This window comes from Intrasporangium oryzae NRRL B-24470, assembly GCF_000576595.1.
In the GTDB taxonomy this organism is placed as follows: Bacteria; Actinomycetota; Actinomycetes; order Actinomycetales; family Dermatophilaceae; genus Intrasporangium_C; species Intrasporangium_C oryzae.
Genome location: NZ_AWSA01000003.1, coordinates 97477 through 115322, shown reverse-complemented (window position 1 = coordinate 115322; position 17846 = coordinate 97477). Strand labels below are relative to the sequence as shown.

The window sequence follows — 17846 nt, the reverse complement described above, 5'->3', positions numbered from 1 at the left end:
AGCCCGGGCAGGTCACCCCGGGCCGCACGAGACGCCGTATGCCGCGGAGCCCAGCCCCGCGGCATACGTGCTCGGGCGTTGGCCGGGTCAGGTCACCCAGCGGCGCCCTCGGGGACGAGGATGCCGCGGCCGCGCAGGCGGCCTGCGTCGAGGTCGTCCATGGCGTCGTTGACGGCGTCGAGCGGGTAGGTCTGCGTCAGCATCTCGACCCTCCCGGCCGCAGTGAGGGCCATGAGCTCGACGAGGTCGTTGTAGCTGCCGACGAGGTTGCCGATGACGTTGCGCTCCGTCGAGATGACGTCGATGGCCGGGATCGAGACCGTCCCGCCGTAGCCGATCACGAAGTCGCTGCCGGCCCGCCGCGTCATCGACCAGCTGTCGCGCTCCGCACCCTGCTCGCCGACGAAGTCGAGGACCACCTCGGCGCCCTTGCCGTCGGTCAGCTCGAGGACCCGGTCGACGTGCGAGCCGTCCACGAGCACCGTCTCGTCCGCCCCCCAGCCGGGCGTCAGGGCGAGGGCGTCGGGGTTGCGGTCGAGCACGATGATCCGCGTCGGGCTCAGCGCACGCAGGCACTGGATGCCCAGGTGGCCGAGCCCGCCGGCGCCCATGACCACGCAGGTGCTGCCCGGGAACAGTTGCGGCACGGCCTTCTTCACCGCGTGGTACGCCGTGAGGCCGGCATCGGCGAGCGCGGCGACCGACGCCGGCTCGATCCCCGCCGGCAGCTTGACGGCCGAGCGCGCTGCAGTCTTGAGCAGCTCTGCCATCCCGCCATCGGTGTCGATCCCGGGAAAGGCCGACGCCTCGCAGTGCACGTCGTCGCCCGCCCGGCAGGCCCGGCAGTAGCCGCACGTCATCAACGGGTGGAGGATCACCGCATCTCCGGGAGTGAGGTGGTCGACCGCGGAGCCGACCGCATGGATCCAGCCGGCGTTCTCGTGGCCCAGTGTGTACGGCAGGGCGACGTTGCTCGTCGGCGCCCACTGGCCCTCGACGATGTGCAGGTCGGTGCGGCACAGGCCCGCGCCGCCGATCCGGACGATGACGTCGAGCGGATGGGTGATCACGGGCTCGGGGACCTCCTCCACCACGGGCCGGGTCTCGTACCGATGCAGCCGAACAGCCTTCATGACGCCTCCGAACACCCCGATGCCGCGTGGAATCCCCGCCTTCGACTGTACTCAGCGACGAGCTCGGCTTGGGACCTTCGGCCCATGTACAGGGCCGCGGCTGCCGACGACACTCGAAGGGCCAGCGTTGCCGTTGGACCCCCAAACCGAAGGAAGGCGATCCCCATGGCACGGACTCCTGAAGAAGTATTCGCCCACCACGGCCAGTCACTCGGCGCCGAGGACCTCGAGGAGATCATCGCCGACTACGCCGACGACGCCATCCTCGTCGTCCAAAAGAAGGTCTACCGCGGCAAGGACGGCGCGCGCGAGGTGTTCACCCAGCTGCTCAGCGACGTCCCGCAGGCCCAGTGGGAGCTGGACCAGACGTTCGCCGAGGACGTGCTCTACCTCGAGTGGAAGGCCACCGGGGGTGGCCGCAAGGTCGAGGACGGCATCGACACGTTCATCTTCGCGGACGGCCTGATCCGGGTGCAGACAGTCGTCTACACCGTCCAGCCCGCCTGAGTCCGAGGCACGTCGGGGAGGTCGTATGCCGCGGAGCCCGGCTCAGCGGCATACGTCGGGTTCCAGCGCGGCGGCGGCCGGCGAGCCCCGGGCGCCCACAACAACTCCACCCGGGCGGAGATGCGGCGGTCCGGCCGCGCCGGTTGGCCGCAACAACTCCGCCGGGGCGGGGCAGGTCAGGCGGCGCGGCGGGGTCATTGAACGGCGAAGGGCGGACTGGCCCTACGCGGCGTCGGGCTCGAGCTGCGCCGGGCGGTGCTCGACGTCCTCCACCCGCGCCTGCGGCATGGTCAGGCCGACGACGATGCTCGCCCCCGCAACGAGGAGCACCCCGAGGAAGACCGCCGTCGAGCCGCTCTGGATCGCCGGGGCCGAAGCCTCCCCGCCCTGTCGCATGATGACGCCGTTGAAGATGGCACCGAAGATCGCCACCCCGACAGCGCTGCCGACCGAGCGCATGAACATGTTGGACCCCGTGACGACCGCACGCTCGTTCCACGGGACGGACGACTGGGCCGCGATGAGGGTCGGGGTGGCGACGAGACCGAGGCCCAACCCGACGAGGAAGCACGACGCCGCAGTCGACCAGACGTTCGGCGAGGTCGACGTGAGCCAGAGCGCCAGGCACCCGAGCGTCGTGAGGGTGAGGCCGATGAGGGCCGTGACGCGGAAGCCGATCCGCAGGTAGAACCGGCCCGACTGGGACGCCGAGACCGGCCAGCCCAGCGTCAACGCGGCGACCGCGAGGCCCGCGACGACCGGAGCCGCACCCGTGGTGCGCTCGAGGAAGGTCGGCACGTACGACGTGAGTCCGACGAGGATCGCCCCGACGCCGAGGGAAAGCAGAGACGTCGAGACGATGAGGCGGCGGGAGAACAGCTCGAGCGGCAGCACCGGCTCGGCCGCGCGCCGCTCGACCAGGACGAACACCACGAGGAGCAGGCCACCGATGACGAACGCCCCGATGCTCTGCCACGACGCCCACGCCCACGCCTGGCCGCCCTCGAGCAGCGCGAGGATGAGCAGGGTGAGAGAGGCCATGAGGACCCCGGCGCCGGCGTAGTCGATGCGGTGTCCGTGCCGCTCGACCTTCTCGTGATAGGTGCGCGACAGCATCCACATCGCGACGAGACAGATCGGGATGTTGACGAAGAAGATCCAGCGCCACGACACGAACTGGGAGAAGACCCCACCGAGCGTCGGGCCGACGACGGAGGAGACCGCCCAGACGCTGGCGATGTATCCCTGCGTCCTCGCCCGCTCGGCGACCGTGTAGATGTCACCGGCGATCGTGATCGTCATGGGCAGCACGGCCCCGGCGCCGAGGCCCTGGATGGCCCGCATGACGATGAGCGAGGTCATGCTCCACGCGAAACCGCAGAGGATCGAGCCGGCGAGGAAGATGGCGATGCCGACGAGGATGAGCGGCTTGCGCCCGAGCGTGTCGGCGAGCTTGGCGTAGACGGGGACGGACACCGCTTGGGCCAGCAGATACACCGAGAAGAGCCACGGGAACTGTGCCAGGCCGCCGAGATCGTTGACGATCGACGGGACCGCGGTCGCGAGGATCGTCGCGTCGATCGCGATGAGCGCGGTCGAGAGCATGAGGGCGAGGAGGATGGGGCCCCGCTCCGATCGGAGTCCCACTGCTGACGAGGTGGTAGAGGTGGACACGATCCTCCTGGAAGTCGAGATCGGCTGTGGCAGGCAGGGCAACCAAGACGTGCGAGCGAAGGCCGGCGGCGAAGCGGCAGGGGACTTCGGCAACACCTAACGTCAACGCTGGAACGGCTCGTTCATTCCGCAGCCAGCCCGCCCGACGGCAGATCGGCAGGGATCAGGCGGAGGTTGGCAGAGATCCAGCGGTTGGCAGAGATCCAGCGGGTCGTCCCAGATCCAGCGGGTGGTCCCAGACTCAGCGCAGGTTGTAGTACTCCCGGTGCACGTTGGCCGGCTTGACGCCGCCGCGGACCAGGTCCTTCTGCAGGGCGTTCACCATGGCCTCGGGTCCGCAGAGGAAGGCCGAGAGCTCACGCGGCGCACCCCCGACCGTCGCCATGATCGCCTCGCCCGTCAGCCGCGGGTCGCCGAGGGTGTCGGTGAGGTGCAGGTGCAGCTCCTCGTGCAGCCCGACGAGCTCGGCCACCTCCTCGGCGAGGGGAGCCGGACCGCGAGCGCTGTAGAAGAGGTCCACCCGGTGCGGGAGCGCGCCGGGGCGGACGGAGCGGAGCCAGCTGAGGAAGGGGGCGATACCGATGCCACCGGCGACCCACACCTGGCGCTCGGTGCCCCGGCAGTAGTCGAAGTGGCCCTTGGGGCTGCTGATGACGGCCGGCATTCCCGGCTCGACGAGGTCGCCGATGCTCGAGGTGAAGTCACCGACGGCACCCACGGTGATCCGGACCTTGGACTCCGCCGGGGCGCTCGCGATGGTGAAGGGGTGGCGGTGCCAGCCGTCCTTCGCCTCGAGGTTGACGAGGGCGAACTGGCCGGCCCGGAACCCGAACCGCCGGCCGAGGGGCCGCAGCCAGATCTCCACCGCTGAGTCGTGGATGGGCCGGACGGACTCGACCTGGTAGTCGTGGGTCCGCGCGAAGTGCCGCGCGAGCAGCTCCCGGTAGAGGTAGAAGGCCAGCCCGATGCCGCCGACGACGAGGTACGACCACCGCAGCAGCTGCGAGCCGAAGAGGGTCGAGTCCATCACGCCGTGGACGAAGCCGAACGCCAGGAAGAGCCCGGTGAGGCGGTGGAAACCGCGCCAGAGCCCGTAGCTGCCGACCCAGCGGTTCACGACGTCCGCCACACGGGTCTCCATGAGGCGCAGGACGGGCTCGCGTAGGGGCCGGGGCGTGATCGAGCGCCAGCGCGGCGCGATGGCCCAGACGGTCAGTGTCGCGAGGCCCACGATGCCGATGGTGCCGAGCGTGGGGCCGAGGTTCGTGGCGTTGGGGTTGCCCGTCGTCGCGATGTGGATGCCGATGAGGATCGTCCCGGTGATCGCGACGCGCCGATGCCACACGGCCGCCTTGTCGACACCGTCGAAGTACCCCTCGACCGCCTGCAACGTGCTGATGAGCACGAGCCCGATCGACAGGAGCAGCACACCCTCGGCGCCCGCGAGCTGGCCGGGGAAGGAGACCGCCGCCGGGTCGGTGGGCCGGGCGAGGACCCACAGCACCGCGAAGACGACGACGAGCGCAGCGATCGTGAGCGGCCCGACGAGCCGCGTGGCGAGGTGCGACCCGCGGTAGGGCCGGCGGTGGGTGAGCCGGGTGTCCACGGTCACGAGGGTGCCTCCTCCGCTTCCTCAGGGGCGGGTACGCGGCGACTCGTACCGACGCCGCAGGGTGGCCGCGTCGTGGTGGATGTACCCCGCGCGAGTCGAGTGCGAACGCGGGCCGCGTCGCGTGCGTCCTCGCTCGACACGGCCGTACGCCGCCGGGCTGCGCCGTCCCTCACCGGACCCGCCGCCGCGGCGGGCCCGGTGTGGCAGGCTGGCGACGGGGGAGGGCCCGTTCCCGGAACACAACCGAAAGGACCCCGATGTCCGGCGACTCGACGGCACCGACGACTGGCGGCTCGCCGCTCTCCGACGAGGAGCTGATCGCCCTCTACAAGGACCTCCACGAGCACCCCGAGCTCTCCTTCCAGGAGAGCCGGACGGCCGGCATCGTCGAGGACCGGCTCCGCTCCTGGGGCTACGACGTGACGACCGGCTGGGGCCGGACCGGGGTCGTCGGCGTCCTCGAGAACGGCGCCGGCCCGACGGCCCTGCTCCGGGCCGACATGGACGCGCTCCCGCTCGAGGAGAAGACCGGCCTCGACTACGCCAGCACCGCACGGGCGACCGACCGCCTGGGCAACGACGTCCCGGTGATGCATGCGTGCGGACACGACGTCCACGTCGCGTGCCTGCTCGGGGCCGCAGCCCGGTTCGCGGCCGAGCGCCACCTCTGGGCAGGCCGGCTCATGGTCGCCTTCCAGCCGGCGGAGGAGCTCGGCGCGGGCGCGAAGGCCATGGTCGACGACGGGGTCTTCGAGCGGCTCGGGAAGCCGGATGTCGTCCTCGGCCAGCACGTCGTCCCGATGCCCGCGGGGACGCTCGCTCTGAGCAGCGGGCTTGCGCTCGCAGCGAGCGACTCGCTGACGATCACGATGCACGGCAAGGGCGGCCACGGCTCCCGGCCGGAGAGCACGGTCGACCCGATCGTCATGGCGGCGGCGACCGTGATGCGCCTCCAGACGATCGTCTCCCGCGAGACCGGAGGCAACGAGACGGCCGTCGTGACGGTCGGGATGATCAGCGGCGGCACCAACAACAACGTCATCCCCGACCAGGCCCAGCTCCGGCTGAGCGTGCGCACCTACGACCCGAACGTGCGCGAGCGGACCCTCGCCGCGATCGAGCGGATCGCCAAGGCCGAGGCGTCTGCCTCCAACGCGCCCGTTCCTGCCGAGGTCGAACACACCGACCACTTCCCCGCGCTGCGCAACGACGAGGCCGCAGTGATACGGACCCGGGAGGCGTTCAAGGGCTGGCTCGGTCCCGCCCGCGTGCTCGACCCCGGCAGCATGACCGGCAGCGAGGACGTCGGCATCCTCGCCGAGGCGGCTGGGGCGCCGTGCGTGTTCTGGTTCCTCGGCGGGGCGGACCCGTCGCCGTTCAAGGACGCGACGACGATCGACGAGGCGCTCGAGGTCCTCCGCGGCCTGCCCGCGAACCACTCGCCGTTCTTCGCGCCCGTGCCCGAGCTCACCCTGCCCGTCGGGGTCGAGGCCCTCGTCCTGGCGCTGCGCACCTGGCTTCCTGCCGGCTGACCGGCTTCCGCGGGGCGCGGACGGCCCCGACTCGGGGCCGGTCGGTGCTCAGCCTGCCTCGGCGGCCTCCTTCGAGGACTTCTTGGAGGCAGCCTTCCTGACCGGCTGGGAGGCCTTCGTCGCCGCGGCGGCCTTGCGAGCCGCCCGCTTGGCGGTGGCCGTCGTCGAGGACCTCTTCCGCGCAGCGACGTACCCCTTCGGGTCCTTGTCCTTCGGCGTGATGCCGCGCGCAGCCTTGAGCGACTCGTACCGGATGAACTGTATCGCGATCTCGTGCCGCAGCTCGAGGCTGGCTCGCTGTCGGAAGTCGGCGAGGTCCTGTCGTTCCTCCTCGGCCATGTGGTTGCTGTTGTAGACGTTCGCGTCCGTGACCGCGGTCCACCACGCGGCGGACCCGGTCCGACAACGGCCCACCTTGCGGATCGCCTGGCGGAGCTCGTTGTGGTCCTTGACGGCGTCCTCGACCTCCTCCTCGACCGACTCCGCGTCACCGCCGCCCGTTCCGAGCCTGAGCAGCTCCGGGTAGAAGTGGAGCTCCTCGGCCTCGGCATGGGTCTCGAGGAGGATCTCAAGGCGTGTCCAGACGGCCCCGAGCCCCTCGGTGTCGTCGCGCGGCCACTCCTCGAGCATGGCGAACATCCGCCGCTGCTCCGCGTGCTGGTGGGCGATGATCTCGGTGATGTCCACGGGACCCCTTCTCGCTGCAGGACTGGTCCTCACCACTCTGCCCGAGCAACGTGGCCGGAGGGCCCGCAACGACCCAGCCGCGCCGACGGGGTCCGGCGCGCGGCGTCGCCTCCCGACGCGTCAGGCGGGCAGCTGGCACGTGAGCGCGCCGGCGCTCTTCACGGCATTCGTGTAGCCGGGAAGGGTCTTCAGGCCCTCCTGCCACTTGATCCGCCACTTCGCCTCGGCGACAGCCGGGGTCACCTCGCCCGCCTTGAAGTGGGATTGCTCGCTGAGGTGCAGCTCCCACGGCCTGATCGCGGTCCGTGCCTGCGCGAGTATGCCGTCCGCTGCCGCCGCGGACGCCGCGCACGTGCGCAGCGCGTCCGCCTGCGGCCCCGTGACCGCTGCGTCGGGGGCCGCGCACGCCGTCTTCGACGCGGCGAGCGCGGCGTCGGCCTCGCGGAAGGCCTTGATGTCGGCCGGTGCGTTGGCGGTCGTCGCCGGCCAGCGGGCCTTCGCCGTGGCGAGCGTGATCTTGTTGGCCTGGAGGTCGTTCATGATCGCGAGGTGGGTGGCCCACTTGCCGAGCGCCGTCGCCGCGGTGGACATGGCCGCCGACCGCAGCTGCCACGCGTCGCGGCACGACGCGATGCTCGCGGCGAGCGCGGCGGCAGTGGGGTCGGCCGTCTCGGTCGGTGTCGCCGACGTCGACGTGGTGGAGGTCGCAAGGGAGGCCGTGGGGGCGGAGGTGTTGACCGGCGACGCCGTGGGCTGTCCGTCGAAGAAGAGGCTCTTGCCCAGCCAGATGCCCGAACCGATGAGCAGGACGGCGACCGCGCCGATGAGGAGGGGGGAGGTCGAGCGGCGGCGCTGCTCCCCGCGGATCTCGCTCCTGGTCTTGGGTTGTTCGCCCATCCGGCGTCCCTCCCTGTCATCATGGTTCGGCCCGTTGGTCCTCGAAGGCCGTCCTCGCGACAGGTGGGCGAGGTTCTGCGGACGAGAGCTTCGGCACCGAGGTGACAACCCTGACGGCGTGCGCCACGCACGCAACCCTTGCCACCTGAAATGACGATAGCCTGCCGAGCTCGGGGTTTGAACTGCTCAACCGATCGACCTGGCGAAGGTGAGCGTGCCGCGTGACTCAGCAACCGCCTCGACCGAACCGTCGTTACGACGACGCCTTTCGTGCCGCCGCGGTCGAGCGCGCGTCCGCCGCGGGGGTGACGGTGTCTGCCACCGCCGCGGAGCTCGGCGTCAGCGTGAGCACGTTGCGCCGCTGGGTCCGGGCCCACGAGCAGGCGGCGCGGGAGGCCGAGCAGCAGGCGCAGCAGGACTCACGGCGGGAGCATGCGGTGAGAGGGCCGGAGCCACCGCCCGACCAGCCGCCCGACCCGCCTCCTGAGCAGCCGCCCGAGCAGCCGCCCGACCCGCCTCACGAGCAGCCGGCGAGCGACCGGCCGACGTTCGCGCAGCCGGCGGCCGCGCAGCCGCGAGCGCTCCCACGGCGTGACCCACCACCGGCACCGCACCCGAACCCCGTCGCAGACCGCGCAGCCGCCCTCTCCGCGGAGCAGGCGTACCGGCCGTCCAGGCATACGCAGAATGCCGACCGAGCCGCGTTGCTCGCCCTGGCGCCCGAACCGGAGTGGCACGTCCTTCCGGGCCAGGAGGCCCACGAGACCGTGCTGCTCCCGAGTGACGACATCTTCCCGGCCCTGGCCCGGATCGTCCCCGCCTACCGCTTCCCGATCATCCTGCTCGCCCTGGTCGCGGCCGTCGCGATCTCGACCGTCGTCCCGGCCGACTACCCGGGCCGTCCCGTGGTGCTCGCCCTCCACGTCGTCTCGCTGATCGTCGCGTTCGGCACGGTCCTCGTCATCGACTGGCACGGGCTGCTCTGGCTCGCCGGCCGCCGGCACCTCATGGAGTCGACGCGCATCGCGGCCGCCTCGGGCCCGATGATCTGGGCGGGCCTCGCCGGCCTCATCGCGACGGGCGCCTTCCTCCATCCCGACCTGACGGCGCCACGCACCGTCGTCAAGCTGCTGCTCGTGCTCGCCGTGGCCTGGAACGGGGCCGCGATGTCGGTGTTCCGCCGGCGCCTCGCTCGGTTGCCCCCCGACACGACGCCGGGTCAGCTGCCGCGCACGGACTGGCGCATCCTCGTCGTGTCGACGACGATCTCCCAGATCGGCTGGTGGGGAGCGATGACCATCGGCTTCATCACCTCCAGCGGTCGACGATGACCCGGCGTGGCCAGGCTCTCACGGTTGTCGCCGCGGTGGTGCTCGGCACCGTCGCGGCGGCGCTCGCCGTGCGCTCGACCGGTGCCCTCGACCCGCTCGTCTTCGTCGGAGACGCGGGGCCGCTCGTCCGTTGGACGGTCCCGATCGTCCGCGTCGCGGGCGACCTCACGGCAGCCCTCACGGTGGGCGCACTCCTCCTCGCGGCCACGATGATCCCCGCCCCCGATCCCACCCCGACCCGGGGGTTGGGCGCGGCTGTGCGACTCGGCAGACGGGCTGCGGCGTGGTGGGCGGCGCTGGCCCTCGTCGGCGCCTTCGTCGCCTTCGCCGACGCTGTCGGGCTTCCGCTGACTGACCCCGACCTCTACCGGTCCCTCACGACGGATTTCTGGACCGTCGACCCGAGCCGCGTCGGCCTCCTCTCGGCGGCCTGCGCGCTCGTCGTGGCCGCCGGGACACGGTCGCACGCGCCCGCCCGGCACAGTGCCAGCGAGCTGCCGAGCCGGTCGCGCCTGCTCGGCCTGGCGCTCGTGGCCGTTCTCGGGATGACGCTCATCGCCCAGGCGAGCCACTCCGGCACGTCCGCCGACCACGAGACCTCCGTCGACTCCCTGGGTCTGCACCTGCTCGCCTCGGGGGCGTGGGTCGGCGGGCTGGCCGCCCTGCTCGTCCTCAGCCGGGCTCTCGGGGGCGACCTGCCTGTCGTCGCCCGTCGCTTCTCCGCGGTGGCGCTGTGGTCGTTCGTCGCCCTCGGTTCCTCCGGGGTGGTCGTCGCGACGACGAGGCTGGGCTCGTGGAGCGACCTCGGCACGGCATACGGTCTGCTCGTCGTCGTGAAGGCCTGCATCCTCGCCCTCCTCGGCGCCGCCGGCTGGTGGCACCGGCGCAGGACACTCGCGGAGCTCGCCGACGCCCCGCGGGCGTTCGTCCGGCTCGCGATCGCCGAGGTCCTCCTCATGGCGGTCGCGTTCGGGGTCGCCTCGGGCCTGGCCCGAAGCGCCCCACCGGAGCCGACGACTGTCGAGAACCCGTCTCCGACGCTCGCCCTGACCGGTTTCCCCGCCCCGCCGGCGCCGACGTGGGCGTCCTGGATCACGACGTGGCGGGTCGACTGGCTCACCTTCACCCTCGCGCTTCTCGCCGTCGGCCTGTACGCCGCCGGGCTCCGTCGCGTCCGAGGGCGGGGCTCGTCGTGGCCCGTTGGGCGAACCGTGGCCTGGGCCGCCGGTTGGGCGGCGTTCGTGTGGGCGACGAGCGGCGCGCCCGGGGTCTACGGGCGGGTGACCCTGTCGTGGCACCTCGCCCAGCTGCTGACCCTCGCGCTCGTCGTGCCGGTCCTCCTCGCCCTCGGCGGCCCGGTCCCGCTCGCCCGGGGCGTGCTCACCCGGCGTCGCGACGGCACGCTCGGCCCACGCGAGGTCGTCGACGGTGTCGTCGGCTCGGCCGTGCTGGCCCGGGTGACCCCGCTGGTCGCCGCGGCGCTGGTGTCGACGGCGCTCCTCCTCGGTCTCGTGAGGCCCGTGCTCGATGTCGTCATGACCACGCATCCCGGACACCAGCTCGCGATGGTCGCAGCGTTCGGCAGCGGCTCGCTCCTCGCCTTCCGCCTCGTCGGGGCTGAGCCGGGGTGGCCGGCCAGCAGTGCGGCCCGGCGGCTCGGGGCGGTCGCCCTGCTCGGGGCGTTCTGCATCGTCCTCGGGCTCGTGCTCCTGCGGGCGCACGAGCTGCTCGCGGAGGACGTCCTCACGGCGCTCGGGCTCCCGTGGCTGACCGACCCGCTTGCCGACCAGCAGGCGGCGGGGCGGCTCGCGGTCGTCGCGGGCGCCGCGGTGCTGCTCCTCGCCCTCGTCGTCCGGGTCGCAACGTGGCTGCATGCCGTGACCGCCCGACGGACTCCCCGGCACTGAGCGTGGCGGTGCCGGTCACCAGTTGAGGAGGAGCCGCTCGTCCTTGTCACGGAACTTGCCGGTGAGGAGCAGGATCAGGTCGACGATCCACCAGATCCCGAGGCCGCCGCCGGTGAGGATGAAGACGATGCCGGTCCCGATCTTGCCGACGTAGAAACGGTGCACCCCGAGCACGCCCAAGAAGCCGCAGAGCAGAGCAGCCGCGAGTCGGGAGTACGGGCTCACCGGCTGGCCCATCGGGTCGACGTCGAGGCGGGGGAGCCCCTGGGCGGAGGCCATGGCCGGCACGGCAGGACCGAGCTGGTCGGTCCACGCGTCGCCGTCCCAGTAGCGGGTCCGCGGCTTGCCCTCCGGATCGGGATACCAGCCGGGTGGGATCTCGCGGGGTGCGGGCGGTGTCGTCATGGCTTCTCCATCGATCGGCGAGCGACGGTCACGGTGGCCGTCCGTCAAGGATGCCCGACGCGCGCGAGACAGGGGGCCAAGCGGGACCAAGCGGCCGGGATCAGCTCCCCCGTCCCCACGGCGCCCCCACCGTGACCGAACCGATAGCGAACGCCCCTCCCGCCGGCCACCCGCCATCGGCTACCTTGTCGCGACGCTCTCGGCCGGGGTCGGTGCGCGGGACGGCGAAGGCTCGTGCTCACCGTCCGGGACCAGGACTCCCCGGGCGCGTCACCCCTGAGCCCGCTTGACTGCCCGTTTCACCCACACGGAGATGAGCCATGTCCCCTTCGCCAGCCGGCTGGTACCCCGACGCCGACGGGACCATGCGCTACTGGGACGGCCTCGCCTGGACCGACGGCCCGGCGCCGGCCTCCGGGGCGAACGGGCGGAGCACGACGCTTCCCGTGCCGCAGGTCAACCACACGATGATGCTCTCCCTCGGCCCGACCGCCTCCCAGCTCGCCGCCCAGGCCGGGGCGTATGCCGCCGGATCGGCTGACGACGATGCGCTGACCTTCACGTCGACGCCGCGAGACGACCGGCCGTGGTTCCAGCGCAAGCGGTTCATCGTGCCCGGCGCCCTCGGAGCGGTCGTCGTCGTCGCGCTGCTGCTCACGGGCGGGGGCGATGACACCCCGCCCGCCTCGCCGATCGCGGCTCCCGCGACGACCAGGCCGGCCGCGACCACGACGAGCGACCCGACGCCCTCCGAGGTGCCGACCGTGACCGAGTCGAGCCCGACGCCGACCGCGACGCCGACGACCGAGGCGACCGCGACGATCGACCAGGGTGCGCCGCCCCTGCGCGGCACGTACGACGCGGCCTTCGGGACGTTCGAGCGGTTCACCGTGAAGGGCCACGGCGACGGGGTCGTCGACCTTCCCTCGGGGGTCATGGCCGCACTCGTCCGGGCCTCCCACCAGGGTGAGGGCCGCTTCTCGGTCCAGGTCCTCGACGCGAACAACCAGCGCACGTCCGACCTGCTCGTCGACGTCGCGGGGGGCTACACCGGGACGACGGCCTACGGCTTCACCGACTTCGGGGCCGCGCCGACCAAGCTGCAGATCACGGCCGCCGGCGACTGGACCGTGACGGTGTCGCCGATGGGCAGCGCGCCGAGGTTCGACGGCTCCGCGTCGGGCACCGGCGACCGCGTCTTCCGCTACGACGGCGCCGCGAGCAGCCTGCGCATCCGCTACCGGGGCGACTCGGGCGTCTCCGTCGTCCAGATCGGCCAGGGCTACCCCGACGTGCTCCTCAACCACGACGGCGGCTACTCCGGAACCGTCCCGATGAGCGCCGGACCCTCGATCATCACGATCAGGACCGGCGGCGAGTGGACGCTGCGCAAGGTGTGACGCCTCGGCGCGGTGGGGGCGGTGGGAGCCGCACGTTCGCTCCGTCTCCTTATCGCTGTCGGCACAGCCGGACGGCGTAGCCTGAAGGGACCGCGGGCACCTCGCACGACGGCGATCGAGCCGGCCTCGCCCGTGGCGCACCACAGAGCACGAAGAGGCTCGTCATGAGCACGACCGTCATCGTCACCCTCGTCGTCATCGCGATCCTGCTGGTCGTCATCGCGGCCATGTCGCTCAAGATCGTCAAGCAGTACGAGCTGGGGGTGCTCTTCCGGCTCGGCAAGGTCGTCGGCGTTCGCCAGCCCGGGCTGCGGGTCATCATCCCCGTCGTCGACGTGCTCCACCGCGTCTCGCTGCGGGTCGTCACCATGCCGATCCAGTCGCAGGGGATCATCACGCGCGACAACGTGAGCGTCGACGTGTCGGCGGTCGCCTACTTCCGCGTCGTCGACGCCGTGAAGTCGGTCGTCGCGATCGAGAACGTCAACGCGGCGATCAACCAGATCGCCCAGACGACGCTGCGCAAGGTCGTCGGCCAGCACAGTCTCGACGAGACCCTCGCCGAGACCGACCGGATCAACGTCGACATCCGCCGGATCCTCGACATCACGACGGTCGAGTGGGGCGTCGAGGTGACCCTCGTCGAGCTCAAGGACATCCAGCTCCCCGAGGGGATGAAGCGGGCCATGGCCAAGCAGGCCGAGGCCGAGCGGGAGAAGCGGGCCAAGATCATCAACGCCGAGGGCGAGTCGCTCGCGGCCGCCGCCCTGGGCGACGCGTCCGACACGATGATGGCGCACCCGCTCGCGCTCCAGCTGCGCAACCTCCAGAGCCTCGTCGAGATCGGTGTCGACAAGAACACGGTCGTCGTCTTCCCCGCGCCGCTCATGTCGACCATCGCGGAGATGGGCACGTTCCTCTCCCGGGAGTCGGCAGCGCTGGAGGCCCGCCAGGACGGCCACCAGGTCTCGCCGGTCCGCTCGGCCCCGCCGGGGGACGCTCCTCCCGCACTGGGCGAGTCCGCCTGAGGCCGGGCACACCGAACGGGGTCGACGAACCGGGCCGTATGCCGCTGAGCGAGCTCTGCGGCATACGACCCGGTCACGCGTCGGTCAGGACGGGGAGCCCGCCGACGGCTCGTCGTCGTCGGTGAAGGCCGAGGTCGTGTCGTCGGGCACTCCAGGCTTGGCGCCCCCGTGCTCGACGAGCTTGTCGAACCCCTGGTCGACCTTCCCGCGCACCTTGGCGACGGTGTCGGCGTGCTTGGACCCGGTCCGGTCGACGATCGTCACCTCGGCCTTGTCGAGCATGCCGTCGACCTTCGCGCGGTTCTGCGAGGCGTAGCCCGCCGCGATCTCGACCGTCGCCTTGACCATCTGGGCGACTGCGTCGCCGAAATCCTTGGCCTTGGCCTGCAGACGGACCTCCTCGGCCTTCTGCCTCATCTGCTCACTGAACGACATCCGTGTCTCCTCCGCCATCCGGCCCGGCTGGTTCCGCACCGCTCCCTGCCAGCGTCGTACCCGGTGGAGCGCCGCCGCAAGCAGATCCGGGTCTCGTCTGCGTCACGCCGCGTCCCGCACCCGTGCTCACACACGGTCGGCCCCGTGGGGCAGGAGCTCCCAGTGGAGGCCGTCCTGGTAGGTGCCGTCGGCCAGCAGGTCGACGTGGTGCTCGCGGCCGAAGGCGACGAAGCCGTTGGACTCGAGGACACGGTTGCTCGCCGCGTTGTCGGCGGCCGTCTCGGCGACGAGGCGGCGCAGCCCCAGGCCGCCGGCCTCCTTCGGGGTGAGCGCGTGCCGGATCGCGAGCCGCGCAGCCGTCTTGGCGACGCCCCGGCCCCGGGCGCTCGGGAAGAGCTGGTAGCCGAGCTCGGCGGCGTCGCCGGTCATCGGTCCCATCCGGGAGAAGACGGCGACGCTGCCGAGGGCCCGGTCGGTGTCGGCGTCGGCGACGCACCAGTCGACGGCCATGCCCTCGGCCATGAGCTCGAGCCGCCGGTGGCGCCAGCGCTGGAACATCTCCGGTCGGAGGACCGCGTGCGCCGGCATCCAGTGCTCGGGGTCGTTGCGCTCCTCGAGCGCCTCGATGTCGTCGGGGCGCCACACGCGCAGGCGCAGCCCGTCCTCCTCGATCACCGGGGCCGTGAACCACGGGGTCTGGGGCGTCATCGGGTCGCCCTTGGCGAGGCTCGCGTACCAGCAGTCGAGGGCCGGGCCCTTTGGGTCGGTCGGGTCGACGTGCGTGCCGGGCAGCGTGGCGTGGAAGGTGAAGCCCGTCGCCCACGCGACCCGGCGCGATCCCCAGTTGCCGACGATCGCGCGCCAGTGGATCCGCTCGAGCGGCCGGCCCCAGAGCCCGGCCTCGAACGCCTGGGCCGCCGCGAGGCGCACCGCGCGCGACATGGCGCCTGTGCCGCGTGCCGCGGGGTGCAGGGCGAACCCGATCGACGCGGTCAGCGGCGACTCCCCGGGACGGAGGTCGACCGTGCCGCCGTAACGTGGCGTGGGCTCGCCGGAGGAGTCGTCGACCCACTCGATCGCCCACATCCGGCTGCCGGACGGGTCGGCCCACTGAGCAGCCGCGTGCCGGACGAAGCCCGCAGCGTCGTCCCTGGTGTAGCCGCGGGGGACGGTCGTCCAGCGGAGGGTGTCGGGGTCGGTGCACTGCTCGACGAGCGTGTCGACGTCGGCGGGCGAGTGGGCCCGCAACGTGATGACGCCGTCGGTGAGGGTGGGCACGAGGTCGGTGAGGGCGGGCGCGTCCATGCGCGTCAGCCTGCCACCGGCGCCCGACACTCGGCCACGGTGTTTCCCGTTGGGGGGACGGACCGCGCCCTCTGGCGCCGGCCCCGCCCAGCGGCATACCGCGCGAGACGACTCGGACGGGGTATGTGGGACTGGTGCGGGGGCGTGGGACGGGAGCCGTCCCTCCACCCGGCTCCCGTCCCCGTGGACCGTGCCCCCCATGCGGCCCGTGCACACCGTAGACATCCCCGCGAGGCCGGTCCGGCAACGTTGCGAACGTTTGTTCCCGGCGCAACACCGGACGCGCCGGACCGGGGGTGGCGGTTGAGTTCGGACCTACAGGGAAAAGGGGAAGTGTGCTGGTCGACGAGATGCTCTGGGTGTTGCGCAACGCGCGTCGGCACGCAGCCGATCCCGGCCTGCGCACCGCCTCGGGGTTCGCGGCCGGGGCAGGACGTGCCCCGGCCGTCCACCGGGCCCAGGTCGGGCGCTGGGAGAGCGGCGCGGTCGAGATCACGCAAGACCTCGTCCGTCGCTACGAGATCGTCCTCGGGCTCCCGGAGGGCCAGCTCCTCTGCGCCATCGACCAGTTCGCGCGCAACGCCTCGCCGGTCCGCTCCACGGCCGCGCTGAACCCCAGAGAGGATCCCGACGTCGACGAGACGCTCCAGCTCGTCGAGCGCGCCGTCGCCCCCGAGCGGATGACCGGCCACGACTGGGACCGCCTGTCCGCCAACCTCGGTCGCATGCCGCACGCCATGGTCCGGGCAGGCGACTGGGAGCACCTCATGCGACGGTGCATCCACGAGCTCGTCGTCACGGTCGGCCTGGAGTACGACCTCCGGGCCGAGGCCGTCGCCCGCCTCGCCGGCCACCCGCGGAGCGGCGCGGTCGTCGCGGACATGGTCCGCGACATCCTCGACGACCCGCGGGCGCAGTTCTACAACGACACGATGAGCCTGCTCCAGTTCACGACCCACCCGGCCGCCCTCCGGATCCTCCTCGACGAGCTGAGCACGCCGACCAACCCGGACGCGCTGCGCGCCTGTCTCATCGCCCTGACGTCGCTCGTCACCGGCGACCACCTGACGCCCGGCCTGGCGCGCGCGGCGGCCCATCTCGCGATCGGTCATCTCCGCGACTCCCGGGCGCCCTACCGGGTCCACAGAGGCGCGGCCAACCTCCTGCGCGCGCTCGAGCTGCCGGGTCGGACCCGTCTCGCGCAGGCTCTGACGGCCGAGGACCGCTCGTTCGCGGCCTCGATCATCCTCGAGGGGCGCGCCGTCCCGCCCGAGACCCTGCGGCGGGTCAGGCGCCGCGTCCGCGCCGCGGTCGACGAGAGCCAGCCGGAGCCCGACGGCGAGCCGGTGCTCTACCGCCTGCTCGACACGGCGCTCGGCCACACGGACGAGATGACACGCTCCAACGCGCTCTCCATCCTCATGATCTCCCCGCAGGGTCAGGTCGTCGGCAGGGAGTATGCCGCCGAGCTGGCGACGGCACGCGCCGAAGGGGACGTCATCGCCGCCCACGAGTGCTGCACCGTGCTGACCTGGCTGGGGCGAGCCGAGGACCTGCCGCTCTTCATCGACATGGCCTGCTCGCCCGAGACCGGGCCCGAGATGGTCGCCGAGGTGGGTGTCGTGGCGGGCAACTGCGTCGAGCCGCGGACGCCGGTGCGGGCTGCCCGTGAGGCGCGCTGCGCCGACCGTCTCCGACACGTCCTCCACGACAACCACGCGGCCGACCCGAACCGAATGGCCGACTGCGTCCGCGGCCTGACCTACATCCTCGGCATGCGAGGGCGGTTCGACACGCTCGCGGCGCTCTCCTCGTCGCTCGACCACGCGGCCGACCACGCGGTCGTCAATGAGGTCGCGCAGCCGGTCCTCGGCTGGTGGCTCTCGATGCCCGCCCACATCCGCCCGGAGGCGTGAACCGTCGGAGTCGGGTGGGTCGGAGTCGCGTGAGTCAGGGGGCCGGGGGAGCCGGTCCGCCCCGCTCCCGGACGCGA

General features: G+C 72.2%; 15 protein-coding genes. 7 read left to right on the top strand and 8 right to left on the bottom strand.

Annotation, left to right across the window (positions count from 1 at the left end):
* Positions 1 to 92: 92 nt before the first annotated feature.
* Positions 93 to 1133 (bottom strand): NAD(P)-dependent alcohol dehydrogenase, encoded by a 1041-nt coding sequence (locus tag N865_RS02215; RefSeq protein WP_034801162.1) that lies wholly within the window; start codon positions 1131 to 1133, stop codon positions 93 to 95.
* A gap of 165 nt (positions 1134 to 1298) precedes the next feature.
* Between N865_RS02215 and N865_RS02210 the strand changes: the two genes are divergently transcribed.
* Positions 1299 to 1640, top strand: coding sequence for a nuclear transport factor 2 family protein (locus N865_RS02210; protein ID WP_034801007.1), 342 nt, complete (start codon positions 1299 to 1301; stop codon positions 1638 to 1640).
* A 222-nt stretch (positions 1641 to 1862) separates the two neighbouring features.
* On the opposite strand, the gene N865_RS02205 is transcribed toward N865_RS02210, so the two are convergent.
* Both N865_RS02205 and N865_RS02200 read right to left on the bottom strand, forming a co-directional pair.
* A complete protein-coding gene (locus tag N865_RS02205) occupies positions 1863 to 3245 on the bottom strand; it encodes an MDR family MFS transporter (RefSeq protein WP_084327871.1) in 1383 nt (460 codons plus the stop codon).
* Between the two features lie 310 nt (positions 3246 to 3555).
* Entirely contained in the window at positions 3556 to 4926 is a 1371-nt protein-coding gene (locus tag N865_RS02200; protein WP_051509907.1) for a ferredoxin reductase family protein, read from the bottom strand.
* A 257-nt stretch (positions 4927 to 5183) separates the two neighbouring features.
* Between N865_RS02200 and N865_RS02195 the strand changes: the two genes are divergently transcribed.
* Positions 5184 to 6458 (top strand): amidohydrolase, encoded by a 1275-nt coding sequence (locus N865_RS02195; RefSeq protein ID WP_051509904.1) that lies wholly within the window; start codon positions 5184 to 5186, stop codon positions 6456 to 6458.
* 48 nt (positions 6459 to 6506) lie between these two features.
* On the opposite strand, the gene N865_RS02190 is transcribed toward N865_RS02195, so the two are convergent.
* Both N865_RS02190 and N865_RS02185 read right to left on the bottom strand, forming a co-directional pair.
* Positions 6507 to 7145: a hemerythrin domain-containing protein gene (locus N865_RS02190; RefSeq protein WP_034801000.1), complete on the bottom strand. Its 639-nt coding sequence runs from the start codon at positions 7143 to 7145 to the stop codon at positions 6507 to 6509.
* Between the two features lie 120 nt (positions 7146 to 7265).
* On the bottom strand, positions 7266 to 8042 hold the full coding sequence (locus N865_RS02185; RefSeq protein ID WP_034800997.1) for a hypothetical protein: 777 nt from the start codon (positions 8040 to 8042) through the stop codon (positions 7266 to 7268).
* Positions 8043 to 8263: 221 nt separating this feature from the next.
* Here N865_RS02185 and N865_RS21510 point away from each other — a divergent pair, with 221 nt between their 5' ends.
* Positions 8264 to 9373 carry a transposase gene (locus N865_RS21510; RefSeq protein WP_084327866.1) on the top strand — a complete coding sequence of 370 codons (1110 nt, stop codon included), beginning with the start codon at positions 8264 to 8266 and terminating at the stop codon, positions 9371 to 9373.
* On the top strand, positions 9370 to 11280 hold the full coding sequence (locus N865_RS02170) for a cytochrome c oxidase assembly protein (protein ID WP_051509898.1): 1911 nt from the start codon (positions 9370 to 9372) through the stop codon (positions 11278 to 11280). Before N865_RS21510 ends, N865_RS02170 begins: the two co-directional genes overlap by 4 nt.
* A gap of 15 nt (positions 11281 to 11295) precedes the next feature.
* Here N865_RS02170 and N865_RS22125 read toward each other — a convergent pair whose 3' ends face one another.
* Entirely contained in the window at positions 11296 to 11685 is a 390-nt protein-coding gene (locus N865_RS22125; protein WP_169735683.1) for an NINE protein, read from the bottom strand.
* A 320-nt stretch (positions 11686 to 12005) separates the two neighbouring features.
* Between N865_RS22125 and N865_RS21505 the strand changes: the two genes are divergently transcribed.
* Both N865_RS21505 and N865_RS02155 read left to right on the top strand, forming a co-directional pair.
* The gene (locus N865_RS21505) at positions 12006 to 13085 is read left to right on the top strand and encodes a DUF2510 domain-containing protein (RefSeq protein ID WP_051509896.1); all 1080 of its coding nucleotides are present in this window, start codon (positions 12006 to 12008) and stop codon (positions 13083 to 13085) included.
* Positions 13086 to 13249: 164 nt separating this feature from the next.
* Positions 13250 to 14113 carry a slipin family protein gene (locus N865_RS02155; protein WP_034800995.1) on the top strand — a complete coding sequence of 288 codons (864 nt, stop codon included), beginning with the start codon at positions 13250 to 13252 and terminating at the stop codon, positions 14111 to 14113.
* An 84-nt stretch (positions 14114 to 14197) separates the two neighbouring features.
* Here the strand turns inward: N865_RS02155 and N865_RS02150 are convergent, their stop codons facing one another.
* Both N865_RS02150 and N865_RS02145 read right to left on the bottom strand, forming a co-directional pair.
* Positions 14198 to 14548 (bottom strand): antitoxin, encoded by a 351-nt coding sequence (locus tag N865_RS02150; RefSeq protein WP_034800993.1) that lies wholly within the window; start codon positions 14546 to 14548, stop codon positions 14198 to 14200.
* A gap of 126 nt (positions 14549 to 14674) precedes the next feature.
* Positions 14675 to 15853, bottom strand: a complete 1179-nt coding sequence (locus N865_RS02145; protein ID WP_034800991.1) for a GNAT family N-acetyltransferase — start codon at positions 15851 to 15853, stop codon at positions 14675 to 14677.
* 335 nt (positions 15854 to 16188) lie between these two features.
* Here N865_RS02145 and N865_RS02140 point away from each other — a divergent pair, with 335 nt between their 5' ends.
* Complete coding sequence (locus tag N865_RS02140) at positions 16189 to 17769, top strand: helix-turn-helix transcriptional regulator (RefSeq protein ID WP_034800988.1); 1581 nt, start codon at positions 16189 to 16191, stop codon at positions 17767 to 17769.
* Positions 17770 to 17846: the final 77 nt, after the last annotated feature.